The organism is Caulobacter sp. 602-1, from assembly GCF_003931565.1.
GTDB lineage: Bacteria > Pseudomonadota > Alphaproteobacteria > Caulobacterales > Caulobacteraceae > Caulobacter.
This window is the reverse complement of the sequence record NZ_RRYI01000003.1, coordinates 724,432-749,783: the sequence shown is the minus strand read 5'-3', so window position 1 is coordinate 749,783 and position 25,352 is coordinate 724,432. Positions and strand designations below refer to the sequence as shown.

Annotated in this window: 15 protein-coding genes and 1 riboswitch; of the genes, 9 read left to right on the top strand and 6 right to left on the bottom strand. The window is 67.5% G+C overall.

What is annotated here, in order from left to right; genetic code table 11:
• Positions 1-22 precede the first annotated feature (22 nt).
• The gene (locus tag EIK80_RS12345) at positions 23-913 is read left to right on the top strand and encodes an SDR family NAD(P)-dependent oxidoreductase (RefSeq protein ID WP_125157270.1); all 891 of its coding nucleotides are present in this window, start codon (positions 23-25) and stop codon (positions 911-913) included.
• A complete protein-coding gene (locus EIK80_RS12340; RefSeq protein ID WP_125157269.1) occupies positions 910-1,803 on the top strand; it encodes a DMT family transporter in 894 nt (297 codons plus the stop codon). The genes EIK80_RS12345 and EIK80_RS12340 overlap by 4 nt, the downstream gene beginning before the upstream one ends.
• Here the strand turns inward: EIK80_RS12340 and EIK80_RS12335 are convergent.
• On the bottom strand, positions 1,791-2,762 hold the full coding sequence (locus tag EIK80_RS12335) for an NAD-dependent epimerase/dehydratase family protein (protein ID WP_125157268.1): 972 nt from the start codon (positions 2,760-2,762) through the stop codon (positions 1,791-1,793). The genes EIK80_RS12340 and EIK80_RS12335 overlap by 13 nt on opposite strands.
• Before the next feature lie 3 nt (positions 2,763-2,765).
• Complete coding sequence (locus EIK80_RS12330) at positions 2,766-4,073, bottom strand: UDP-glucose/GDP-mannose dehydrogenase family protein (protein ID WP_125157267.1); 1,308 nt, start codon at positions 4,071-4,073, stop codon at positions 2,766-2,768.
• A gap of 194 nt (positions 4,074-4,267) precedes the next feature.
• On the opposite strand from EIK80_RS12330, the gene galE reads away from it, so the two are divergent.
• The 3 genes from galE (at position 4,268) to EIK80_RS12315 (ending at position 10,309) form a co-directional block, all read left to right on the top strand.
• Positions 4,268-5,245, top strand: coding sequence for a UDP-glucose 4-epimerase GalE (galE, locus tag EIK80_RS12325; RefSeq protein WP_125157266.1), 978 nt, complete (start codon positions 4,268-4,270; stop codon positions 5,243-5,245).
• Between the two features lie 129 nt (positions 5,246-5,374).
• Positions 5,375-7,807: an EAL domain-containing protein gene (locus tag EIK80_RS12320; RefSeq protein ID WP_233586573.1), complete on the top strand. Its 2,433-nt coding sequence runs from the start codon at positions 5,375-5,377 to the stop codon at positions 7,805-7,807.
• 108 nt (positions 7,808-7,915) lie between these two features.
• A complete protein-coding gene (locus EIK80_RS12315; RefSeq protein WP_125157265.1) occupies positions 7,916-10,309 on the top strand; it encodes an ATP-binding protein in 2,394 nt (797 codons plus the stop codon).
• On the opposite strand, the gene EIK80_RS12310 is transcribed toward EIK80_RS12315, so the two are convergent.
• Positions 10,290-11,834 carry a helicase HerA-like C-terminal domain-containing protein gene (locus tag EIK80_RS12310; protein ID WP_125157264.1) on the bottom strand — a complete coding sequence of 515 codons (1,545 nt, stop codon included), beginning with the start codon at positions 11,832-11,834 and terminating at the stop codon, positions 10,290-10,292. The genes EIK80_RS12315 and EIK80_RS12310 overlap by 20 nt on opposite strands.
• Positions 11,835-11,931: 97 nt before the next feature.
• On the opposite strand from EIK80_RS12310, the gene EIK80_RS12305 reads away from it, so the two are divergent.
• The 4 genes from EIK80_RS12305 to EIK80_RS12290 all read left to right on the top strand — a co-directional run bounded on the left by EIK80_RS12305 (position 11,932) and on the right by EIK80_RS12290 (position 20,827).
• Entirely contained in the window at positions 11,932-13,083 is a 1,152-nt protein-coding gene (locus EIK80_RS12305; RefSeq protein ID WP_125157263.1) for an AI-2E family transporter, read from the top strand.
• A 312-nt stretch (positions 13,084-13,395) separates the two neighbouring features.
• Positions 13,396-18,198: an NAD-glutamate dehydrogenase gene (locus tag EIK80_RS12300; RefSeq protein WP_125157262.1), complete on the top strand. Its 4,803-nt coding sequence runs from the start codon at positions 13,396-13,398 to the stop codon at positions 18,196-18,198.
• A 57-nt stretch (positions 18,199-18,255) separates the two neighbouring features.
• A complete protein-coding gene (locus EIK80_RS12295; RefSeq protein WP_125157261.1) occupies positions 18,256-19,575 on the top strand; it encodes an MFS transporter in 1,320 nt (439 codons plus the stop codon).
• Positions 19,576-19,612: 37 nt separating this feature from the next.
• Positions 19,613-20,827, top strand: a complete 1,215-nt coding sequence (locus EIK80_RS12290) for a DUF418 domain-containing protein (RefSeq protein WP_125157260.1) — start codon at positions 19,613-19,615, stop codon at positions 20,825-20,827.
• On the opposite strand, the gene EIK80_RS12285 is transcribed toward EIK80_RS12290, so the two are convergent.
• The 3 genes from EIK80_RS12285 to EIK80_RS12270 form a co-directional block, all read right to left on the bottom strand.
• A complete protein-coding gene (locus EIK80_RS12285; protein ID WP_125157259.1) occupies positions 20,794-21,546 on the bottom strand; it encodes a dienelactone hydrolase family protein in 753 nt (250 codons plus the stop codon). The genes EIK80_RS12290 and EIK80_RS12285 overlap by 34 nt on opposite strands.
• Before the next feature lie 17 nt (positions 21,547-21,563).
• Positions 21,564-23,153, bottom strand: a complete 1,590-nt coding sequence (gene purH / locus EIK80_RS12280; RefSeq protein ID WP_125157258.1) for a bifunctional phosphoribosylaminoimidazolecarboxamide formyltransferase/IMP cyclohydrolase — start codon at positions 23,151-23,153, stop codon at positions 21,564-21,566.
• A gap of 25 nt (positions 23,154-23,178) precedes the next feature.
• Positions 23,179-23,259: riboswitch (ZMP/ZTP riboswitch) on the bottom strand.
• Positions 23,260-24,305: 1,046 nt separating this feature from the next.
• Positions 24,306-25,289 carry a DUF4062 domain-containing protein gene (locus tag EIK80_RS12270; RefSeq protein WP_125157257.1) on the bottom strand — a complete coding sequence of 328 codons (984 nt, stop codon included), beginning with the start codon at positions 25,287-25,289 and terminating at the stop codon, positions 24,306-24,308.
• Between the last annotated feature and the right edge of the window lie 63 nt (positions 25,290-25,352).

Below are 25,352 nucleotides of genomic sequence, written 5' to 3'. Positions count from 1 at the left end.
CGGGGACGCGGAGGAAATTTCCATGGTCGGACGTCTGGACGGCAAGGTCGCCGTCGTCACCGGGGGCTGCTCGGGCATCGGGCTCGGCGCGGTCGAGCTGTTCGTGGCCGAGGGGGCGAGCGTGATCGCCGCCGATCTTCAGGCCGAGAAGGGCGAGATGCTGGAGAAGCGTTTCCCCGACCGCGTTCGCTTCTCGCTTTGCGACGTCACCTCGGAAGATGACCTGGCCAGGACCATGGTCGTGGCCGAGGAGAGCTTCGGCGGTCTCGACATCCTGTTCAACAACGCCGGACACGGCGGCACGCCCGCCGGAGTGGCGGAGCTGACCGTCGAGGGATGGGACAAGACCTTCGCCCTCCTGGTTCGCGGTCCGGCCATCGGCATGAAGCACGCCCTGCCGTTGATGCTGAAGCGTGGCGGCGGCTCGATCATCAATACCGCCTCGATCGCCGGCCTGCAGGCGGGTTTCGGGCCGCTGGCCTATTCGGCGGCCAAGGCCGCGGTGATCCACATGAGCCGGTGCGCGGCGGCGGAGTTGTCGCCGCTCAAGATCCGGGTCAACGCCATCTGCCCCGGCCTGATCGCCACCTCGATCTTCGGCGCCTCGATGGGCCTGCCGCGCGAGGTCGCCGACCAGATGGCGGCTCAGGTCGCGTCGATCGGTCCCAAGATTCAGCCGATCCCCAAGTCAGGTCTGCCCGAGGACATCGCCGCGGCCGCTCTCTACCTGGCCAGCGACGACTCACAGTTCGTCACCGGAACCCACATCGTCGTCGACGGGGGCATCACGGTCGGTCCGCGCAGTGCTTGGGACAAGAACACGCCCTCGCCCATCCTGGCGGCCATGGGCATCACGCCCGAACAGGCCGAGGCGATGCGGGCCCAGCTGGTCGCCTCCGGCGCGGCGGGGTGACCCTCACCCCCAACCTGCGCGGCGCGCTGTGGATGCTGGCCTCGGCGGTCGGCTTCACGGCGATGACCACCCTGATCAAGTTCCTGGGGCCCGGCTATCCGGCCGCGCTGCAGACCTTCTACCGGCAGCTGGCGGGGGTGCTCGTCCTCCTGCCGCTGATGGCCCGCGACTGGCGCGCGGCGTTCCGGACGACCCGGCCGGGCATCCTGATCTTCCGATCCAGCGCCGGGGTGCTGGCGCTGATCATGGGTTTCTATGCCTACCAGAAGCTGCCCCTGGCCGACGCCAACGCCCTGTCGTTCACCCGGACCCTGTGGCTGGTCCCGCTGGCCGCCTTCGTGCTGCGCGAGCCGATCGGACCCTTGCGGATCGGCGCCGCGCTGGTCGGCTTCCTGGGCGTGCTGATCATGCTGCGGCCTGGCGCTGGTGGCGCGGTGGCCTGGATCGGCTGGCCCCAGGCCTGCGCCTTGATCTCGGCCTTCCTGTTCGCCCTGACCATCACTGGCATGAAGGTCATGACCCGAGACCACAGCCCGTTCGTGCTGCTGGTCTACGCCGCCGTGCTGGGGCTGGTGTTCGCCATCCCGCCGGCCCTGTTCGTCTGGAGATGGCCGACCTTGCCGGACCTGGGCCTTCTGGCCGCCATGGGCGTGATCGGCACCTTCACCCAGGGGGCCTATATCAAGGGCATGGAGGCCGGCGAGGCGGCGGTCATGGCCCCGATCGACTATACGCGGCTGGTCTTCGCGGTTGGCGCGGGCTTCCTGCTGTTCCACGAGGTTCCAAAGCCGGCTGTCCTGCTCGGCGCCGCGATCGTGGTCGCCTCGACCCTGTTCATCTCGTGGCGCGAGCACCAGCTGTCGAAGCGGGCGATGGCTCAGCCGGCGTAGCTTCTCCGCCATTCGACGAACCTGGCCAGGCCCTCGGCCAGCTTGACCCTGGGCTTGTAACCGCAGAGCGCCTGGAGCTTGTCGATATTGGCGAAGGTCGCCGGCACATCGCCGGGCTGCATCGGCAGGAAGATCTTCTGGGCCTCGATCCCCAGCGCGGCCTCGAGGGTCGAGATCATGTCCATCAGCCCGACTGGATCGTTGTCGCCGATGTTGTAGACCTCGTGCCCGCCTTGAGCCGGCGGGTGGTCGAGCACGCCGATTATGCCGTCGACGATGTCGTCGATATAGGTGAAGTCGCGGGCCATCTGGCCCTGGCCATAGACCTCGATCGATTGCCCCTTCAGCATCTTCTCGGTGAAGCCGTAATAGGCCATGTCCGGCCGGCCCCAGGGACCGTAGACGGTGAAGAACCGCAGGCCCGACTGCGGGAAGCCGTAGAGCCGGGCGTAGCTCTGGCTGAGCAGCTCGCACGAACGCTTGGTGGCGGCGTAGAGCGACACCGGGGTCTCGGCCGGGTCGGTCTCGCGGAAGCCGTCGCCGTTCAGCGGCCGGTCGCCATAGACGCTGGACGAGGAGGCGTAGACCAGGTGCTCGGCTCCGGCATGGCGACAGGCCTCCAGCACCGACAGGTGGCCGGCCAGGTTGCTGCGCTCGTAGGCGAACGGGTTCTCGATCGAGTAGCGCACCCCGGCCTGGGCGGCCAGGTGGACGATCTGCTTGGCGCCCGAGGTTTTCACCAGAGCGGCGAAGGCCTCGTGCTCGGCGATGTCCATGCGGACCATCGAGAAGCCGTCCCGGCCGTCCAGCCGCGCGGCCCGGGCCTCTTTCAGCGCGGGGTCGTAATAGGCGTTGAACACGTCGACGCCGATCACCGTCTCGCCGCGATCCAGCAGGCGCTCGGCGACATGCATTCCAATAAAGCCCGCCGCGCCCGTGACGATGATTGGCGTCGTCATGGCTCAGCCTCGTCCGATGGAGGCGTAGGTGAAGCCGTGGCGGACCATCTCGCCGGGCTTGTAGACATTGCGCAGGTCGACCACGACCGGGGCGGTCATCAGAAGCTTCAGGCGGTCGAGATCCAGGGCCCGGAACTGGTCCCACTCGGTGATGATCACCAGGGCGTCGGCGCCCTCGGCGACCTCGTAGGCGCCGGCCTTGAAGTCGACGTCCTTGAGCATGTGGGCCGCTTCCTTGGCCCCTTCCGGGTCGAAGGCCTGGACCTTGGCGCCCAGGGCCTGCAGGGCCGGGACGATGTCCAGGCTGGGAGCGTCGCGCATGTCGTCGGTGTTGGGCTTGAAGGTCAGGCCCAGCACGCCGATCGTCTTGCCGCTCAGGTCGTCGGCCCCGATGGCCTTGGCCACCTTGTCGGCCATGGCCTTCTTGCGGGCGTCATTGACCTCGACGGTGGTCTCGATCAGCCGCACGGGCGCGCCGTACTGCTGGGCCGTGCGCACCAGGGCGATGGTGTCCTTCGGGAAGCAGCTGCCGCCGTAGCCAGGACCCGCGTTGAGGAACTTGCCGCCGATCCGCTTGTCCAGGCCGATGCCCTTGGCCACTTGCTGGACGTCCGCGCCGACCTTCTCGCAGAGGTCGGCCATCTCGTTGATGAAGGTGATCTTCATGGCCAGGAACGCGTTGGCCGCGTACTTGATCAGCTCGCTGGTCCGCCGGCCGGTGAAGACGATCGGCGTCTCGTTGAGGCTCAGCGGGCGATAGAGCTCGCGCATCACCGCCTGGGCGCGTTCGTCGTCGGTGCCCACGACCACGCGGTCGGGACGCTTGAAGTCCTCGATCGCCGCGCCCTCGCGCAGGAACTCCGGGTTCGACACGACCGCGAACTGGGCGTCGGGCCGCGTCTTCTTGATGATCGCCTCGACCTCGTCGCCGGTGCCGACCGGCACGGTCGACTTGGTGACCACCACCGTGAAGTCCTCGATCAGGCCGGCGATCTCCTCGGCCGCGGCGTAGACGTAGGAGAGATCCGCATGGCCGTCGCCGCGGCGGGTGGGCGTGCCCACGGCGATGAACACCGCGTCAGCGTCCTTGATCGCCTGAGCGCCGTCCAGCGTGAAGAACAGCCGGCCTTCACGGACGTTGCGGGCCACCAGGTCATCCAGGCCCGGCTCGAAGATCGGGATCTCGCCCTTCTCCAGCCGCTCGATCTTGCTCGGATCCTTGTCGATGCACGTCACCACGTGGCCGAAGTCGGCGAAACACGCCCCAGACACCAGGCCCACATAACCCGTGCCAATCATCGCTACGCGCATGGACTCTTCCCGATCCGAACGAGCGCCTCGCGTGGCGCTTCCGCCTAATCCAGCAATCGCGACGCCGAGGCAAGCCGCCCCGGCGCCGAACGTCAAAACGCTCAGTCCCGTGACATCTTGATGACCCTTGACGGGGTGGCGTCTTCCCTGTGTCGCGCAAAGTCGATAGCGAGGAGCGGCCTCGGGAGATCTGGATGCAAAACGTACTTGTGGCCGGCGGCGCCGGATATGTCGGCTCGCACTGCTGCCTGGCGCTGGCCGCGGCGGGTTTCCGGCCGGTGGTGTTCGACGATCTGTCGAACGGGCATCGCGAGCACGTCCAGTGGGGGCCGCTGGAAGTCGGCGATATACGCGACGCCGCCCGGCTGGACACGGTCTTCGCCCAGCATAAGCCCGTCGCCGTCCTGCACTTCGCCGCCCGCATCGAGGTCGGGGAGTCGGTCAAGAACCCCGGCGCTTTCTTTGATAACAATGTCGGTGGGACCATCACCCTGGTCGAAGCCGCGCGACGGGCTGGGGTGAACGCCCTGGTGTTCTCCTCGACCTGCGCCACCTTCGGCGATCCGGTGACCCTGCCGATGCCGGAAAATCACCCGCAGGCGCCGCTCAATCCCTATGGCCGCAGCAAGCTGATGGTCGAGCAGGCCCTGGCCGACTACGACCGCTATGTTGGCTTCAAGAGCGCCGTGATGCGCTACTTCAACGCCGCCGGCGCCGACCCCGAGGGCCGCATCGGCGAGTGGCACGAGCCGGAGACCCACGCCATCCCGCTGGCGATCGACGTGGCGCTGGGCAAGCGCTCGCACTTCACGATCTTTGGCGACGACTACGACACCCGCGACGGCACGGCGGTGCGCGACTACGTCCACGTGCTGGACCTCGCCGACGCCCACGTCTCGGCGCTCAAGCGTCTTCTGGCCGGCGGATCGTCGGAAGCCTACAACCTGGGCACCGGTACGGGGACGACGGTGCGCGAGTTGGTTGACGGCGTCGGGCGCGCGGTCGGCAAACCGCTGGCGGTGCAGATGGCGCCGCGTCGTCCGGGCGACGCCCCGATCCTGGTCGGCGACAACGCCAAGGCCCGTGCGCAACTGGGCTGGAACCCATCGCGCGATCTCGACGCCATCCTGTCCAGCGCCTGGCGCTGGCATCGGGCGCGCGCCAAGGCCTGATCGGGCCGGGGCAAATCTCACCCTCATCGCCGTGACCTTCGGACCGGATGTCGCGGCGAACGCGCATGAAACGCTTTATTTGCAACTCTCGCTGTAGCTCTAGAGGGATGTGACCCGCGGGGGGCGTGCGTGCTCAAGTTCCTGACCTGTCTGACGACGCAACACGACCTGCGCCTGGTGCTCGTCGCCGGCCTCGTCTGCATCGCTGGCTGCTTCACCACGTTCCGCCTCTATTCGCGGATGCGCGGCGCCCGGGGCGTCGTGCGCGCCGCGTGGCTGCTGCTGACCGGCCTGGTCGCCGGCTCCAGCGTCTGGGCCACCCACTTCATCGCCATGGTCGCCTTCACGCCAGGCCTGAAGACCGGCTACAGCCCGACGGGCACCCTGCTATCGCTGATGATCGCCGCCCTGTTCATGGCGAGCGGCTTCGCCGTGGCCTCCGCCCAGCGCTCGACCACCAATGACTTCGCCGGCGGCGTCCTGATCGGCCTCGGCGTGGCGGCCATGCACTATACCGGCATGTCGGCCTTCGTGACCCAGGGCCACCTGGTCTGGGAACACGCCACCGTCGGCATGTCGGCGATCCTCGGCGTCTTCGGCGCGACCGCCGCCTTGGTGCTGGCCGGCCAGGCCCGCACCGTCAGGAAGCAGGCCATCGGCGGCGGCCTGCTGTGCCTGGGCATCGTCGCCCTGCATTTTACCGGCATGTCCGCGATCACCATCATTCCCGACGCCTCGATCCAGGTGCCGGACCAGCTGCTGTCGGGCGGCATCCTGACCCTGGCCGTCGGCTCGATCACGGCCATGATCATCCTGGGCGGCCTCGGCGCGGTCGCCATCGAATCCCAGACCTCGCGTTCGGCCCTAGAGCGCATCCGCCGGCTGGCCAACGCCGCCTATGAAGGTCTGGTCGTGGTTCAGTCGGGCAAGATCAACGACGCCAACGCCGCCTTTTGCGAACTGGTCGGCGCCGACCTCCCGGAATTGGTCGGCCGCTCGCTGGTCGGATCGATCCTGACCTTCGACGAGGCCGGTCCGACCCGCGAGGGCGTTCGCCGCGAAGGCAAGATCCAGCCGATCTCCGGCGGTCGCGAAATCCCGGTCGAGGTGTTCTCGCGCCTGATGGACGATGGCGCCCGCATCGAGACCTCGGGCCTGACCGTTCTGGCCGTTCGCGACTTGCGCGAGCGTCGCGCCGCCGAGGAGAAGATCCGCTATCTGGCCGAGCATGACGGCCTGACCGGCCTGCCGAACCGCAATTCGTTGCAAGTCCGACTGGGCGCGGCGCTGGATCGCGTCGAGGCCTCGGGCGAGACCTTGTCGGTGATCTGCATTGACCTGGACCACTTCAAGGAAGCCAACGACCAGCACGGTCACCTGGCCGGCGACGCCATCCTGGTGGAGACCGCCCGCCGCCTGCAGTCGGCGGTCCAGGCTCCTTCTTTCGCCGCGCGTCTGGGCGGCGACGAGTTCATCATCGTCCAGGTGGCCGGCGGCGATCAGCCGACCGCGGCCGCCGAACTTTCGGGCAGTCTGCTCGAACTCCTGTCGGCCCCCGTGGTCTATGAGGGCCAGGAGCTGGCGCTCGGTTCCAGCCTGGGCGTCAGTCTCTATCCCGACGACGGCCGCACGACCGAAGCCTTGATGGCCAACGCCGACATGGCCCTGTACCGCGCCAAGGAAAGCGGCCGCGGCGTCTACCGCTTCTTTAAGCGCGAGATGGACGACACGATCCGCGAGCGCCGCAACCTGGCCCGCGACCTGCGCCAGGGCATCGCCGAGGACGAACTGGTGGTCCACTACCAGCCCCTGGCCCGCGCCAGCGATGGCGAGGTCTGCGGCTTCGAGGCCCTGGTCCGTTGGCAGCACCCGACGCGCGGCATGATCCCGCCGCTGGAATTCATTCCGGTCGCCGAAGAGAACGGCCTGATCGGCGCCCTGGGCGACTGGGTCTTGCGTCGCGCCTGCGCCGACGCCGCGTCGTGGGAGAAGCCGCTGCGCATCGCGGTCAATCTCTCGCCGATCCAATTGCACAACCCGGCCCTGCCAAGCCTGGTGCACGAGGTCCTTATCTCCACGGGCCTTTCACCCTCGCGCCTTGAACTCGAGATCACCGAGAGCGCGCTCTTCAAGGACTATCAGCGCGCGCTGGACAATCTGCGCCGGCTGAAGGCCCTGGGCGTGCGGATCGCCATGGACGACTTCGGCACCGGCTTCTCGTCGCTGTCGACCCTGCAGTCGTTCCCGTTCGACAAGATCAAGATCGACAAGAGCTTCGTCGAGAATATCCATCGTCACGACCGCGCCACCGTCATCGTGCGCGCCGTGCTGGGCCTGGGCCGCAGCCTGGAGATCCCGGTCGTCGCCGAGGGTGTCGAGACCGAAGAGCAGATCGTCTTCCTGCGGGGCGAGAACTGCACGGAGCTCCAGGGCTACGCCATCGGTCGCCCGGCCCCGATCGACACCCTGTCGGCCTGGACCCTGGCCGGCGCGGCGCCAGCCCGCCTTGAAGGTCCCGTCGACCTGGGCCAGGCGCCGGGCGAGGTCAAGCGCTCGGCCTGATGCGATCAGCCAGGTGTCGAGCGCTTTGCACGGCGCCTGGAACCTCCTATGCCTTGAGCCGTTAGACGGTCCCAAGCGGGGCCGTAGAGCCGACATCGGGGCGAGCGCGTGCTGGGACGGACCGCCATCAAGTTCGTAACTGCGGCCGATCGGCGCGAACTGCGCTATGGCTTCGCGCTGCTGGCGGTGGGCGTCGCCATCGTCGCCCGCTTCGTCGCCGTCGCCGCCTTCGGCGTTCCGATCTATTTCCCCACCTTCTTCGTCGCCGTCATGGCCGCGGCGATGGTCGGCGGGCTGGGGCCGGGGTTTCTGGCCCTGATCGTCTGCGCGCTGACCGCTTGGCGGTTCTGGATGACCCCCGACGGCGCGTGGGCCCTGCCGTCCCGCGAAACGGCGCAATTGATCATGTTCCTGCTGTGCGGCGGGCTGATCGTGGTGCTCGTCGAGGCTCTGCGCCTGGCCGTGCGGTCGGGCCTGGCGGCCGAGGCGCGCTTCCGTTCGGCGCAGGAGGTGTCGCTGGACGCCTTCGTGATCCTTGAGCCGGTCCGCGAGGCCGGACGGGTGATCGACTTCCGCTGGACCTACGCCAATCCGATGGCCGAGACCATGAGGCCGAAGGGGACTTCGACCTTGCTGGGCAGGCGGGCCTTGGATGTCTTTTCCGACGAGACGGGCCGCGACATGGTCGATCGCCTGGCGCGCCTGCTGGAGAGCGGCGGCCCCGACGACATCGACGTGCGGCGGGTCATCGACGGCGAGGAGCGCTGGATCCGCTCCAGCGGCGTGAGGCTGGGCGACGACCTGGCCGTGACCTTTCGCGACGTGACCCAGGAGCGCCGCGCGGCGGCGGCCCTGCGCGGCAGCGAGGAGCTGTTCCGAGGCGTCGCCAATACGGCGCCGGTGCTGATCTGGGCGACGGCTGAGAACGGTCGAGCGGACTGGTTCAACCAGGCCTGGCTCGATTTTCGCGGACGCTCCCTTGAGGCCGAACTGGGCGCCGGTTGGCTGGAGGGCCTGCATCCCGACGATCGCCAAGCCGGGTTCGAAATCGCCAACGCCGCGGCCAGTCGACGGGAACCTTTCAATGTCGTCTTCCGGCTGCGCCGCGCGGACGGCGCCTGGCGCTGGATCAACAGCGTCGGCGCGCCACGCTTCGATGAGGCCGGGGTCTATCGCGGCTATATAGGCAGTTGCTTCGACTTCACCGAGACGGTCGAGGCGCGCAAGGACCTGGAGGATCGGGTCGCCGAGCGCACCGCGGCCTTGCAGGCCAGCATGGCCGAGACCGCTCACGCCCAGGCGGCTCTGGCCCAGGCCCAGCGGCTGGAAACCGTCGGCCGGTTGACCGGCGGGGTGGCGCATGACTTCAACAACCTGCTGACCGTGATCGTCGGCGGCCTGGACATGATCCTGCGCAGACCCGACGACACGCCGCGCGTCACCCGCCTGGCCGAGGCGGCCCTGGCGGCCGGTCAACGCGGCGAACGTTTGACCCGACAGTTGCTCGCCTTCTCGCGGCACCAGGAGCTGAAGCTCGAGGTTGTCGAGATCGGGGCCTTGCTCGATCAGGCCGAACCGCTGCTCCGTCGGGCGGTGGGGGAAGGCGTGACTCTGACGCTGCGCCGTGATCCGGCCGCGTCCGGCGCGCGGGTCGACGCGGCCCAGTTCGAGGCGGCGCTGCTGAACCTGGTGGTCAACGCCGCCGACGCCACGGCGTTCGGCGGTGAGATCAGCATCGCCGTCGCGCCTGTGACCCTGGCCGAGGACGAGGTCGCCGACACCGCCCCCGGCGACTACGTCCGGGTGGCGGTCGGCGACACCGGCGCGGGTATGCCGCCCGAGGTTCTAGCCCGGGTGTTCGAGCCGTTCTTCACGACCAAGGAGGTCGGCAAGGGCACGGGTCTGGGCCTGGCCCAGGTCTACGGCTTCCTGCGGCAGTGTGGCGGCGGGGTGGCCATCGACAGCGTCGAGGGCCGCGGCACGACCGTCACGCTCTACCTGCCGGCGGCGGACGAAGCCGCGACGCCGGCCGTGATTCCGGTCCAGCCGCCGGCGCGCGACCGCCTGAAGGGCGTGCGGGTGTTGCTGGTCGAGGATGACGCGGCCGTGCGCGAGATCGCCAGCGGTCTGCTGCGCGATCTGGGTTGCGAGGTCGCCACCGCCGAGAACGGGGCCTCCGCGCTGGAGGCGCTGGCGGAGGGCGTGGCGTTCGACCTTCTGATGTCCGACGTGATTATGCCTGGCGGCGTCAGCGGCGTGGATCTGGCGCGATCGGTCTCGGTCGGTCGGCCGGACATGGCCGTGCTGCTGACCACCGGCTATGCCGGGGACCGCATGGGCGCGGCTCCCGCCGACCTGCTATGGCCGGTGCTGCGCAAGCCGTTCCAGATCGACCAGCTGGCCGATATCGCCTCGGCCCTGCTCGGCGCCCGCGCGCCCGCGCCGGAAAAGACGCGAGCGCCTCGTAGGCGCGGGACAGGCCTTAGCGCCGCCGGCGAGTAGTCGATCCGCCGACCAGGCCGCCCAGCAGGCCCCGGATCAGCTCACGTCCGGCGGTGGACGCCACCGTACGGACCAGGGTGACGGCGAAGGCCTCGGTCATGGTCTGGCGGCCCGACGCGCGAGGGCGGCTCTCGCGTTCGCGCCGCGCTTCCTCGCGCTCGCGGACCTTGGCCTCGGCGGCCTCGCGCCTATCCTCTTCGGCCTGCTCGCGGGCGGCGTCGGCGTCCTGTTGGGCCTTTTTGGCGCGGCCCTGCAGGATCTCGTAGGCGGAGTCTCGATCTTCGGTGGTGTCGTAGACTCCGGCCACGGGGCTTTGGGCCTGAAGGACCGCGCGCTCCGGCGGCGTCAGCGGCCCCAGGCGCGAGGCCGGCGGGCGGATCAGGGTCTTCTGCACGACGCGCGGGGCGCCCTTCTCGTCGAGGGTCGAGACCAGGGCCTCGCCGACGCCCAAGGCCTGGATGGTCTCGGCGGTGTCGAAGTTCGGATTGACCCGGAACGACTGGGCGGCGGCTTTCAGGCCCTTCTGGTCGGCGGGGGTATAGGCGCGCAGGGCGTGCTGCACGCGGGCGCCCAACTGGCCCAATACCGCGTCGGGAATATCGGCCGGGTTCTGGGTGACGAAGTAGATCCCGACGCCCTTGGAACGAATCAGGCGCACGACCTGCTCGATCTTCTCAAGCAGCGGCTTGGGCGCATCGTTGAAGAGGAGGTGGGCTTCGTCGAAGAAGAACACCAGTTTGGGCTTTTCCGGATCGCCGACCTCGGGCAGCACCTCGAACAGTTCGGACAGCAGCCACAGCAGGAAGGTCGAATAGAGCTTGGGCGACTGGATCAGGCGGTCGGCGGCCAGCAGGTTGACGTAACCGCGGCCAGCCGCGTCGGTGCGCATGATGTCGGAGAGATCGAGGGCCGGCTCGCCGAAGAAGTGCTCGGCGCCTTGCGTCTGCAAGGTCAGCAGTTTGCGCTGAATCGCGCCCACCGTGGCGTCTGAAACATTGCCGTACTGCGTGCCGATCTCGTCGGCATGGTCGGCGACATATTTCAGCGCAGCCTGCAGGTCCTTAAGGTCCAGCAGCAGCAGGCCGTCCTGGTCGGCGACGTGGAAGACGATGGTCAGCACGCCTTCCTGCACGTCGTTCAGTTCCAGGAGACGCGAAAGCAACAGCGGCCCCATCTCCGAGATGGTCGTGCGAATCGGGTGGCCCTTCTGGCCGAAAAGGTCCCAGAACATGACCGGCGGCGCGGCCGGCGAGAGCACCAGGCCCATCTGGTCGGCGCGGGCCTGCATCTTCTCGTTCGGCGTTCCGGGCATGGCCACGCCGGAGAGGTCGCCCTTCACGTCGGCGGCGAAGACGGGCACGCCGGCGTCGGAAAAGGCCTGCGCCAGAACCTGCAGGGTCACGGTCTTGCCGGTGCCTGTCGCCCCGGCCACCACGCCGTGGCGGTTGGAGCGATCGAGCCGCTGCGTCACCGGACCTTCGCCCAAACCGACCAGGATCTCATTTTCGCCAATCGACAGCGGCATAACCAAACTCCTTCGAACGCGTTGACCCTAACCGGGGCCTTGCGCCGCGCCAATCGGCGCGGTCAATGTCGGGCTCGCCTCTGGAGATATTTTACAAATGACGGCCACTGACCCGCCCCGCGCTCCGCCGCCGGTCACGACGCGCAATGCGGTGGTCTTCCTGGCTGTCATCGCCGGCGGCGCGACGCTGAAGTGGATGCAGGACATCCTGACTCCCCTGGCCCTGGCCGTGTTCCTGGCGGTGATGATCGACAGCTTCGCTCGCGTGCTGACCCTGCGCACGCCGGGCTTCCCGCGCAAGCTGGCTCTGCCGACCGCGGTGGTGCTGTCCCTGGCGTTGTTCGGGGTCTCTATCTGGATCGTCGTGGTGAACAGCAAGACGTTCTTCGACCACTCGTCGGAGTATGTCGCCAGCCTGAACGCGATCATCGCCAAGTTCACGCCGTTGGCCGGCAGGCTGTTTCCAGGCCTGCAGTTGCATGGCGTTCCCACCATCACCGACCTGGCCAAGCTTTTGAACCTGCAGAGCTACATCGGCGATGTGGCCCAATCGTTCAAGAATTTCGGCACCAGCGCCGTGCTGGTGCTGATCTATCTCGGCTTCATCCTCGCCTCGCGCCGGGGCTTCAGCCGAAAGATCGTCGCCCTGTTCCCGCACCATGCCGAGCGCGAGTCGAACATGACCATGTTCCAGCGCATTCGCGACGGGGTGGAGCAGTATCTCTGGATCCAGACCGTCACGGGCCTGATGATCGCCGCCGCCGCCTGGGTGGTGATGATGCTGGTCCGCTTGGACAACGCCTTCTTCTGGGCGTTCCTGATCTTCCTGGCCGCCTACATCCCGATCCTGGGCGGGGCGATCGGCTGCTTCTTGCCGCCCTTGTTCGCGCTGGTCCAGTTCCCCGACACCCTGTGGCCGGCGATCATCCTGTTCGCGGCTCTGCAGGGAATCTTCTTCGTGGTCGGCAACGTCATCTATCCACGCATGCAGGGCGACAGCCTGAACATGGATCCGACAGTGATCCTGCTCTCGCTGGCGGTCTGGGGCGCGCTGTGGGGCGTGCCGGGCATGTTCCTCTCCACGCCCCTGACCGTGGCGGCCATGGTGATTCTGGCCCAGTTCGAGGGCTCGCGATGGATCGCCATCCTGCTATCCGAGGACGGCGACCCGCAGGGCGAGCGAACGCTGTCGGGGCAGGGTCACGGGCCGGCGCCCGACACGGGGTCGTGGTCAGCACGAAAGAAATGAATGCGCCCCTTAAAATGAATGGGCTGGTTCCTATCTATGCCTTGTCCGGCTCCCCCCACCCGGACGCCCCGCAGGTTCCGGCTGGCAAGGCCGCCGCGACCGAAGCGGAAAACGCCCGTCTCTCCCCCCGGAGCGGGCCCGCGCCGCCGGCTTCCCCCCAGCCGGCGGCGCTTCCGTTTTCAGCCGCGCTCGGCTGAAAACACAGGAATTATTTTCAATTTCAGACGTAGCGGTTGAAGTAACGCCCGGAAGGGCTAGGTTCCGACCAAAAATTCGCGAGGGAATCCTATGATCGGTGAAAGAAATGACCTCATGTCCGCTGAGGCTCCGATCGGTCCGCTGGTAAGCGCCTTCGCTCAGGCCCTGGGCCAGTCGACCCAGGCCTTGTCACCCGCCGCGCGCGGCTTCGTCACCCAGGCTCAGGATGACTGGTCGGCCGAGGAGCTGCCCGGTCTGGACGTCGCCGATGTGGCCCGCGCCCTTGCCGATTTCTGGCGTTTCGGCGAAAGCGCCAAGGACGTCTCCGAACCCGTCATCCGCCTGCGCCGCACCGAGGGTGGAGAGCCCCCGTCCGATCTGCTCGAGATCGTGCAGGCCGACCGACCGTTCCTGGTCGACAGCATCATGGGCGAGGTGACCGAGGCCGGCTTCTCGGTCCGCGCCATGTTCCACCCCGTCGCCGACTGCGGCGGCGTCCGCCGCTCGATGATTCAGATCTGGCTAGCCCCGGTCGGCGAGGACCGAGAAGCGGCCCTGCTGCAAAGCGTTCGCGAAGCGCTCTCCGACGTCCAGCTGGCCGTGCAGGATTTCGAAGCCATGCGCGGGCTGATGCGCCGCACGATCGACGAGCTCAAGGCCGCCAAGGCGCCGGTCTCTGCGGACGAAAAGGCCGAGGACCTGGCCTTCCTCGATTGGCTGGAGCGCGATCACTTCGTGTTCCTCGGCGCCCGTCTCTATGAATATCCCCGCACCGCCGATGGCGGTTACGCGGCCGAGGAGCCCCTCTATCAGCCGGAAGGCAGCCTGGGCGTCCTGCGCGATCAGGCTCGCACGGTCCTGCGCCGGAGCAGCGAGCCGGCCATTCTGTCGGCCCAGATCCGCAGCCATATCGACATCGGCGACCCGATCGTGGTGGCCAAGTCGAACCTTCGCTCGCGCGTCCACCGCCGCGGCTACACCGACTATGTCGGCGTCCGCCGCTACGGCGCCGATGGCAAGGCCTCGGGCGAGGTCCGCTTCGTGGGCCTGTTCACCGCCGAGGCCTATGAGACGCCCGCCCACGAGGTGCCGCTGATCCGTCGCAAGGTCGGCCACATCCTGGAGCGCGCCGGAAAGGATCCCGAGAGCCACAACGGAAAGCGCCTGCGCAACATCCTCGAGACCTGGCCGCGCGATGAGCTGTTCCAGACCGACGAGGCCCAGTTGCTGGCCACGGCCATGGGCGTGCTGCACCTTTATGACCGTCCCCGCGTCAAGCTGTTCGCCCGCCGCGATCCCTTCGACCGCTTCATCTCCGTCCTGATGTTCGTGCCGCGCGATCGTTACGACTCCGGCGTCCGCGCCCGGGCCGGCCAAATCCTGGCCGAGGCGTTCCGGGGCCGGGTGTCGGCCTATTATCCGAGCTTCTCCGACGCTCCGCTGGCTCGCGTTCACTACATTCTGGGCGTGACGCCAGGCGATCACGCCGAGCCGGACATGGCCGCCGTGGAGGCCGCCATCGCCGAGACCGCCCGCACCTGGGACGACCGCTTCGAGGCCGCCGTTCGCGAGGGCTCCACGGGACGCGTCGCCCACCTGCTGGCCCGCTATGCCGGCGCCTTCCCGCCCGGCTATCGCGACCAGTATGACGCCGGCGAGGCCTTGGCGGACATCCAGGTGATCGACGATCTGGCCGAGGACGAGGCCGTCCGGGTCCGCGCCTTCCGTCGCGACGGCGACAGCGCGGTGACGTTCCGCTTCAAGCTCTATCGCCCGGGCGCCGCCGCCCCGCTGGCCGACGTGCTGCCGATCCTGGAGCACATGGGCCTCAAGGCCTTGATCGAGGACGGCTTCAAGGTCTCGCCGGACGGCAAGCCGGTCTGGGTCCATGAATTTGTCCTGCGAGACGAGGCCGGCGAGCATCTGGTCTTCGGCGACATCAAGCAGGCCTTCGAGGCCGCCTTCGTCGCCATCTGGACGGGTCGCGCCGAGAGCGACGGCTTCAACCGTCTGGTGCTGGAACTCGGCATCGGCTGGCGCGAGGCGGCCCTGATCCGCGCGCTCGCCCGCTATCGCCAGCAGTCGGGCCTGGATCCCAGCCAGGGCGTGCAGGAGCGGGCCCTGGCGGATCATCCGGGCGTCGCGCGCCTGATCCTGGATCTCTTCCAGACCAAGTTTGATCCGGCCGTTCGCGCTGATCTCAAGACCCGCGAAGAGCAGGCCAAGGCGGTCGAGGGCAAGATCACCGAGGCCCTGCAGGCCGTCGAAAGCCTCGACGCCGACCGTGTGCTGCGCCGTCTGGCCGCCCTGGTCGGCGCCATCCAGCGCACCAACTTCTATCAGCCGGCCGCCGACGGAAGCCCCAAGCCCTATATCAGCTTCAAGATCGCCTCGCGCGAGCTGGAAGACCTGCCGGCCCCCAAGCCCTATCGCGAGATCTACGTTTCGGCCCCGCATGTCGAGGGCGTTCACCTGCGCTTTGGTCCCGTCGCCCGCGGCGGTCTGCGCTGGTCGGATCGCCGCGACGACTTCCGCACCGAGGTGCTCGGCTTGGTGAAGGCTCAGCAGGTCAAGAACGCGGTCATCGTGCCGGTCGGTTCGAAGGGCGGCTTCTATCCGAAGCACCTGCCGCGCGGCGGCGATCGCGACGCGATCCAGGCCGAGGCGATCCGCGCCTACAAGACCTTCCTGTCGGGCTTGCTGGACCTGACCGACAACATCGACGCCGACAACCAGGTCGTGCCGCCGCCCTCGGTGGTCGTGCATGACGGCCACGACCCTTACTTGGTCGTCGCCGCCGACAAGGGCACGGCCACTTTCTCCGACATCGCCAACGGCGTGGCCGAGAGCTACGGCTTCTGGCTGGGCGACGCCTTCGCGTCCGGCGGTTCGGTCGGCTATGACCACAAGGTCATGGGCATCACCGCCCGCGGCGCCTGGGAAGCGGTCAAGCGCCACTTCCGCGAGCTGGGCAAGGACATCCAGACCGAGCCCTTCACCGTGGTCGGCGTGGGCGACATGTCGGGCGACGTGTTCGGCAACGGCATGCTGCTGTCCAAGCAGACCAAGCTGCTGGCCGCCTTCGACCACCGCCACATCTTCCTCGACCCGAACCCGGATCCCGCCGTCTCCTGGGCCGAGCGCGAGCGGATGTTCAAGCTGCCGCGCTCGTCGTGGGATGACTACGACAAGTCGAAGATCTCGGCCGGCGGCGGCGTGTTCGCCCGCGGCCTGAAGAGCATCCCGCTGTCGAAGGAGGTGCGCGAGCTGTTCGAGATCAAGGCCGAGGCCGTCTCGCCGGCCGAGCTGATGACCGCGATCCTGAAGTCGAAGGCCGAGCTGCTCTATCTCGGCGGCATCGGCACCTATGTGAAGGCCAAGGGCGAGAGCAACGCCGACGCCGGCGACAAGGCCAACGACGCCATCCGCATCAACGGTTCGGATCTGCGCGTGAAAGTGGTCGGCGAGGGCGCCAACCTCGGCCTCACCCAGGCCGGTCGGATCGAGTTCGCGCAGAGCGGCGGCCACATCAACACCGACGCCATCGACAACTCGGCGGGTGTCGACAGCTCCGACCACGAGGTCAATATCAAGATCCTGACCGGGATCCTGGAGCGCGGCGGCGAACTGACCCGCGAAAGCCGCAACACGCTGCTGGCCTCGATGACCGACGATGTCGGCCACCATGTGCTGGAGCACAATTACGACCAGACCCTGGCGCTGACGCTGCTCGAAAGCGACGCGGTCTCCGAAGTCGACGCCCAGATCCGCTACATGGTCGACCTCGAACAGCGCGGACGCCTGGATCGCAAGGTCGAGGGTCTGCCGACCAATACGGCGCTGCTGGAACGCAAGGCCGCCGGCAAGGGCCTGACCCGGCCGGAGCTGGCGGTGCTGCTGGCTTATGGCAAGCTGGACCTGTTCGACGACATCGTCGCCAGCCCGGCTCCGGACGATCCGTGGTTCGAGGCCACCCTGCGAAGCTACTTCCCCAAGGCGCTCGATCGGTACGCCGACGCCATGCAGAAGCACCGCCTGAAGCGGGAGATCATCGCCACGGTGGTCGGCAACCAGATGGTCAACATGTGCGGCCCGACCTTCGCCAGCCGCCTGAAGGCCGCCGCCGTCGCCGATGTCGGCGCGGTGGTCGTGGGCTTCACGGCCGCGCGCGAGATCCTCGGGATCGACGGCCTGTGGGACCAGGTCAACGCGCTGGACAACAAGGCCTCGGCCAACGGCCAGACGGCGCTCTACAAGGCCCTGGCCTACGCCCTGCGCAGCCTCAGCTTCTGGCTGGCTCGCCGCGCGGTCCGCGACAAGGCGACCGTGCAGCAACTGGTCGAGGCCTACGGCCCAGCGGTGAAGGCCCTGACCGGCATGGCGCCGGCGATCCTGTCGCCGTTCGAGCAGAAGACCGTCGCCAAGCGGGTGAAGGCCTATATCGCCGACGGCGCGCCCGAAGCCCTGGCCCAGTCCGTCGCGGCCCTGCAGCCCTTGACCACGGCCGCCGATCTCGTCGACCTGGCCAACGCCTCCAGCTGGAGCGTCGAGAATGTCGCCCGTCTGTACCATCAGGTGGGCGCGGCCTTCGGTTTCGACCGCCTGCGCGGCGCGGCCGGCGCCTTCGTGGGCGGGGACGCCTTCGAGCGCCTGGCGGTCCGTCGCCTGATCGAGGACATGCTGACCGAGCAGACCTCGATCACTCAATCGGTGCTGAAGTTCGCCGCCAACGCCCAGGCCGGCGAGGACGAGAGCGCGGCCAAGTCCGCCATCGCGTCCTGGGCCGCCCTACGCGGCGATCGTCCCCGCGCGGTCAAGCGTACGATCGAGGACATCGAGCAGGCCGGCGGCGGCTGGACCTTCGCCAAGCTGACCATCGCCAACGCCGCCCTGCGCGAACTCTCGACCGCCGCTTAAGCGCTGGCTCATCCTCCGCCTCTCCCTTACGAGGGAGGGGTGGAGAAGGGACTCCGAATGGATCAGGGCGATCGTCGGCGTTTGGCCTGGACCCTCTATGAGTGGGCGCAGCAACCCTATTGGGCGCTGATCGCGACCTTCATCTTCACGCCCTATTTCGCGTCCGGCTTCGTCGGCGACGCCGTCCGGGGGCAGAGCCTGCTGGGCTATGCCGGGGTGGTGTCGGGCCTGGCCATCGCCATCCTGAGCCCTCTGCTCGGGGCGACGCTGGACGCCCGCCGCAATCCGCGCGCCTGGCTGGTGGGGCTGGCCTTTCCGTTCGTGATCGCCAGCGCCGCCCTGTGGTGGGCCGCGCCCGGCGAGACGGCCCGCGTCCCGCTGATCCTGGCCTGCCTGGTCATCGCCGGCGTCGCGGCCGAACTGGGCGTGACGGTGATGAACGCCCTGCTGCCGGTGGTGGCCAAGCCAGGCCAGATCGGACGGCTGTCCGGCACCGCCTGGGCCATGGCCTATGTCGGGGCGCTGATCACGCTGTTCATCGTGCTCCTCTGCTTCTCCCTGCCCAAGGTCCCGATGCTGGGCTTGTCGAAGGCCCTGCATGAGCCGGATCGCATCGTCGGACCGCTGGTGGCCGTATGGTTCCTGGCCTTCGCCTGGCCCCTGATGCTGACCGCGCCCAAGCCGTCGGAAGGCGCTGGCGAGAAGCCTCTGGCCGAGCTGTGGGCGACGATCCGCGGCCTGCCCCGCCGGCCGCACATGCTGAAGTTCCTGATCGGCCGCATGCTGCTGGGCGACGGCATCTCCAGCTTCATCGCCTTCGGCGGAGTGCTGGCGGCGGGCCTGTTCGGGTGGACGACGACGCAGCTGGGGCTCTACGCGATCATGCTGTCGGTCGCGGCCGGCGTCGGCACCTTCATCGGCGGGCGGGTCGACCAGAAGATCGGGTCCAAGGCCACCGTGCTGATCGCCACTGGCGTGATCCTGTTCGGCGCCACGGGCGTGGGGATGGTCGGCCGGGAGACGATCTTCTTCCTCTTTCCGGTCACGCCGGCCCAGGCCGATGAGGCTCTGTTCTCCAGCGCGCCAGAGCGGATGTTCCTGTTCTTCAGCCTGTTCGTCGGCCTCACCTTCGGCCCCGCGCAGTCCAGCCTCCGCGCCTGGATGGCCGAGCTGGCTCCGTCCGGCGAGACCGGGCGGTGGTTCGGGCTCTATGCGCTTTCGGGCAAGGCCACGGCGTTCCTGGCCCCGCTGGTCATCGCCGTCGGCACCCGCTTGGCCGGCGACCAGCGGATCGCCGTCGTGGTCTCGGCGGGGTTCATGGCGCTGGGCGCCGTCGTTCTCGCCAGCGCCCCCAGACGCGCCCCGGTTGTCGGCTGACGCGGAACACGGCACGCTCCTGCCCGAGGGGGAGCTCATGACCAAGGATCGCATCGTTCTGCTCGACTCGCTGAGAGGCCTCGGCGTTCTGGGCATCCTGCTGTGCAACATGCCGGACTTCGCCGTGGCTCCGCCGCTGTCGGAGTCGGTGGTCAACTGGCCGCACGGGACGGGGCCGGCCACGCTGGGCGTCTGGGCCGTGACCCAGTGGCTGTTCCAGCGCAAGTTCGTCACCTTGTTCGCCATGCTGTTCGGCGTGTCGATCTTCCTCGTCGGCGGCGAGCGGTCGGACCTCGAGCGCGGCGCGATCCTGAGGAAGCGCCTGGCCTGGATGGTCGTCTTCGGCCTTCTGCACGGCTTCGCGATCTGGTTCGGCGACGTGCTGCTGAGCTACGCCCTGGCCGGCTTCGCGGTGATGCTGGCCCGGTCCTGGGCGCCCCGGAAGCTGATCCGCACCGGGGTCACCATCTGGGTCGTCTTCTCGCTGCTGATGGTGGCCGGCATGACCGCCGCCATCGTCATGCAGCACGATCCCGCCCAGGCCACGCTGGAGACCGCCAAGGCTGTCGCCAAGTCGAAGGCCGCCGAGGTCCAGTACGGCGGGACCTTCCTGCAGTCGCTGATCCAGAACGCCAAGGACCGGCTGGGCTACCTGTCGGGCGAGCCGTTCATCTTCGTCATGACCTCGGCCCTGATGATGATCGGCCTGGGCTGCTTCAAGCTGGGCGTGCTGACCGGGGAGGCGAGCAAGCGGACCTATGCGACCCTGGTCGCCGTCGGCCTGGCCGCCTCGGCGGCGGTCGGCGGCATGGTGGTCGCCCAGATCGCGCTCGGCCTGCCGAGGCCGCTGTCGATGATCTTCCAGGCCGTGCAGTGGATGACCGCGCCGCTGACGACCCTGGCCTATGTCGGCCTGATGGTGTTCGCCGCCCGGTCCAACGGCGTCTGGAGCGCCATCCCCAAGGCGCTGGCGCCGGTCGGGCAGATGGCGTTCACCAACTATCTGGCCCAGTCGCTGATCATGACCTCCATCTTCTACGGCGGCCGGGGCCTGGCTTTGCACGGCAAGGTCGACCGGCCCCTGTTGGCGGCCCTGACCGTGGCGACCTGGACCGTCCAGATCCTGTGGTCGCGCTGGTGGATGGACCGGTTCGAGATGGGGCCGCTGGAGTGGGTCTGGCGGCGCCTCTATCGCGGTCCGACCCGCCTGCGTCGGGCTCAGCCGCAGGCCGTCAGCGCTCTGGCGAAATAGGTCTGCATCTCCTGAAAGAGGTCGGGCCGGTAGCGGGCCCGGGGATCGTTGGCCTTGTCGTCGTCGAAGGCGTGGGTGGCGTCGTCGAACATCACGCGATCCACGCTGAGACCGTCCTGGGCCAGGCGGTCCAGCGCCCGGGCCGGCAGCTTCCAGCCGACCACGGCGTCCTTGCCGGCCAGCACCGACCAGACCGGCGGCGCGCCCTCGCCCCAGCCGTGCCGCGAGGTCAGGGAGGGATAGCCGGCGTAAGGATAGACCAGCAGCGCCCCGCGCACCCGCTGGCGCAGCCGGGCCGGATCGGCGTCCGCCAGTTTCGTCGCCCGCGCCGCATTGTCGCCGATCGCGTAGCTGTCCATGATCGTCCAGCCGCCATGGCTCCAGCCGGCCAGGAAGACGTGCGCCGGATCGGCCCAGCTCTGCGTCTCCAGCCAGGCCAGCATGGCGAAGATGTCGGCCGCGCGGGTGATGCCGCGCAGCGCCACGCCGGTGCAGACGAACAGCTTGGCGTCCAGCGAGGACATGCCGCGCGGCTTCAGGCTGTCGACCACGACCGCCGCCCAGCCCGCCGCCACGGCGGCCCGGGCGTAGGTCTCGAGGAACGGCGTCTTGCCGCCGCAGCCGTGCAGGATCAGCGCCACCGGAAACGGTCCCGGACCGGCGGGCTTGAACACCCGCGAGTGCTTGGCGACCTTCTCGCCCCAGGCGGCGCTGTCCATCAAAGCCTCATCCGTCGTTAGTGCCGGAACACTCGCACGCCGGTGAAGGCCATAGTGAGGCCAAGCTTGTTGGCCGCCTCGATCACTTCGCCATCGCGCATCGAGCCGCCCGGCTGGATGATCGCCGTCGCCCCGGCTTCCGCCGCCTGGATCAGGCCGTCGGCGAACGGGAAGAAGGCCTCCGAGGCGCAGGCGCACCCACGGAGGTCCAGGCCGAAATCGGCGGCTCGCAGCGCCGCGATCCGGGCCGAGTCCTTGCGGTTCATCTGGCCGGCCCCGACGCCCAGGGTCTGGCCGGCGCGGGCGTAGACGATGGCGTTGGACTTGACGTGCTTGCCCACCGTGAAGGCGAACAGCATGTCGCGGATCTCGTCCTCGGTCGGCTGGCGCTGGGTCACGATCTTCAGGTCCGAGGCCTTGATGCGCGCGTCGTCGCGGGACTGCACCAGGAAGCCGCCGGCCACGCTCTTGAACGTGTCGCCGGTCGACAGCGGGTCGGGCAGGCCGCCGGTCACCAGCAGGCGCAGGTTCTTCTTGGCCGCGAAGACGGCGACGGCGTCGTCGTCGGCCTCGGGAGCAATGACCACCTCGGTGAAGATCTCGACCATGGCCTCGGCCGCCTCGCGGGTCAGGCGCGAGTTCACCGCCACGATGCCGCCGAAGGCCGAGGTCGGGTCGCAGGCCAGGGCCCGCTCATAGGCCTCGCGCTGGCTGCCGCCGACCGCCACGCCGCACGGATTGGCGTGCTTGATGATCGCCACGGCCGGACCGGCCGCCGGGTCGAACTCGGCGATCAGCTCGAAGGCCGCGTCGGTGTCGTTGATGTTGTTGTAGCTGAGCTCCTTGCCCTGCAGCTGGCGGGCCGTGGCCACGCCCGGACGCGGGTTCGGGAAGGTGTAGAAGGCCGCCTTCTGGTGCGGGTTCTCGCCATAGCGCATGGTCTGGCGAAGTTCGCCGGCGATGGCCTTGCGGGCCGGGAAGTCCTGGCCCAGCGCTTCCGCGAACCAGGCCGAGATCGCCGCGTCATAGGCCGCCGTGCGGGCATAGGCGCGGGCCGCCAGCCGCTGGCGCAGCTCAAGCGTCGTCCCGCCGGCCTTCAGGGCCTCCAGCACTTCGGAGAGATCCGCCGGGTCGGTGCAGACGGCGACATAGCCGTGGTTCTTGGCCGCCGAGCGGATCATGGCCGGGCCGCCGATGTCGATGTTCTCGACGCACTCGGCGTAGCTGCCGCCCTTCGCGACCGTGGCCTCGAACGGATAGAGGTTCACATAGAGGATATCGATGCCGCCGATGCCGTGATCGGCCATCGCCTTGGCGTGCTCGGCCGCGTCGCGCACGCCCAGCAGGCCGCCGTGCACCACCGGGTGCAGGGTCTTGACCCGACCGTCCATCATCTCGGGGAAGCCCGTCAGGTCCGAGACGTCCTTGACGGGGATCCCGGCCGCGGCGATCGCGGCCTTGGTGCCGCCGGTCGAGACCAGCTCGACGCCGGCGGCGTGCAGGACCTGGGCGGCCTCGACCAGGCCGGTCTTGTCGGAGACCGACAGCAGGGCGCGCTTGGGGGCGACGAGATCGGGGGCGGACGGATAATCGGGCGCTGCGGGCACGGCGGACTCCTCTGGTGTGTTGCAGATCTGGAGCCCAGGCGCGCGGCTTATGAGGTTCGCGCTCCCCGGTGGTTTCCCACCTTCAACGCCAGTCACGCGAACGCGCGGAAAATACGAGGGACGGCGGGGGAGTCAATGCGGCGGCGTACTTGCCCCCTCCGCGCTGACGCGCTCCTCCCCCGAAGGGGAAAGAAGGATCGCGGATCGCCTTCCGCGCCCGGACGACCGCGCAGCGGTCAGGTGGGGGCAAGGGGGATCGGCTTCACGCGGCGCGGCCGCTGAAGGCATGTGGGGAGGCGACGGAGCGGCCGGGCGAACCCGGAGACCGTAGGGTTTGTTTTTGTTTCGGCTCGCTGACCGCTCCGCCAGGCTGTTCTTGCCCGTGAGGTCGGGAGGCGTGAGCGTTGTCTGCTCGGGTCCCCGTTTACCCCCGGACGGGCGCGGACCAAGTCGATCGGCTACATCCGTCTCGACCCCGACGATCCACGATAGGCGGTTTATACGATCACCGCCCTGTCGATCCGCTGAGGGTTTGATCCCAACGATCCCGTCACCCGTACGCGCTCCTAAAGAGTAAGCCGCACGACCTGACGACAGCGCCGGAAACCGCCAGCGGCCCCGCTCAACCTACCCCCGCCGCCGTTTTGGGCCGGATCCAAACGCCCTCCCCCGCGACGGGGACGCATTGAGTATCGCGGCGGATTCAACGCGGATCATTCAGCGGCGCGTAAAATCGACAAGCTGTTGATTTCGTGGGGTTCGATGTCGCGAACGCCGGGGATGGAGCGCGCCCAATCCCCATAGATCCTCCCCCGCGATGCGGGGGAGGTGGCCCAGAGGGCCGGAGGGGGCCAGCTGGACCCATGCCGCGCTAGCCCCCTCAGTCGCTCCGCGACAGCTCCCCCGCATCGCGGGGGAGCATCTGGGGCGTGCGACCTCTTCCCGTCCAAGACGCCTTCCGCCCCGGAAGAGCGCCCGCCTTACATCTCACGGCGAGACGATCGCAGGGCTGTCCAGGTCACTCAAGGCCGACGCTCCGCGTCGCCGCGCGCGGTCGCCGGAGGCGAGCCTAGACTGACCTGGACAGCCCTGCACGCTGCAGCCTCCAAGAGATTTAAGGAGGGCTCTGCCCGGGGGGGCGGAAACCTAGAACTAATCAGATCTTCGGACTGCCAATATTTCCGATAGGGTAGATCGGCCCCGTTCCGTTAGAATTGCAGTCTCACCCGCATAGCCGGTCTTGCTATTCGATCCAGAAGCGAATTTGACCAACCCCAGAAGCTCAAGTTGTGTTCTAATTCTCGCTGCGTAGTCAGGATCTATTGATACGCTGTACGAGCCTCTTGCTCTCTTTATATGGCTTTCAAGGCTCGATTTTATTTCCGAGGCCCAAGATATCGTCCTCAAATTTGGGCCGGTTATAGATAGTATTTCTCGCCAGGTCTTTCTGGACTTTCCGCTGGACTTAGACTCTCCAAGTCGGGAGACAGCTGTGTATGGAAATTCAAAGGAATCATCAAGGTCTGCCAAATTTGATATTTCTATTTTTGGAGACTGTGATGATATCTTTTCCTTTAGTTTTTCATTCTCACCCCTGAGCTGATTTATTTGTCGAAGAATTTCTTCGTTTGGAGCGGTGTCTGCTCTCATCCAGCCGGTACCAGGTAGCTCGCTGAAGGCTTTCGAAAGCGATATAATGACTGTTGCTTTCAGATCGTGCGGGGATGACCAAAAGCTTACTAGTCTCCGTGTTGATACCTTGCCTCTAAAGGCCTCCAATTTTGCGAGCGCGTGCGGATCAGCATCGCATTTGTTGGTGGGCAAGCTGGATGGGTCGCTATGCAGGAAGGCCAAAACTGTCTTTCCAGTTGAGACTGCATAGTCATACTCAAGTTCCGTATAACTTGTGCCATCATCATTCATTGAGCCATATCGACCACCTATAATCAAAACATAATAGTCGCACTCGTCGATTATCTTTTTGATATAGGTAAATTGTTCGAAATCTACAGCATGAAAAGCCTCCATGCCGGACGGTATATGTCCAAGATCTAGGACTGATTTAATTGTATCTTGCCGCTCATCAATTAAATCTTGATAAGTCGAGGACACGAAGACTTGAAATTTTTTGCTCATATGCCGCTCTGAAGAAGAATATTTTTGCGACGTTGGTTGGAGATCTGACACCTCCGCGATTGT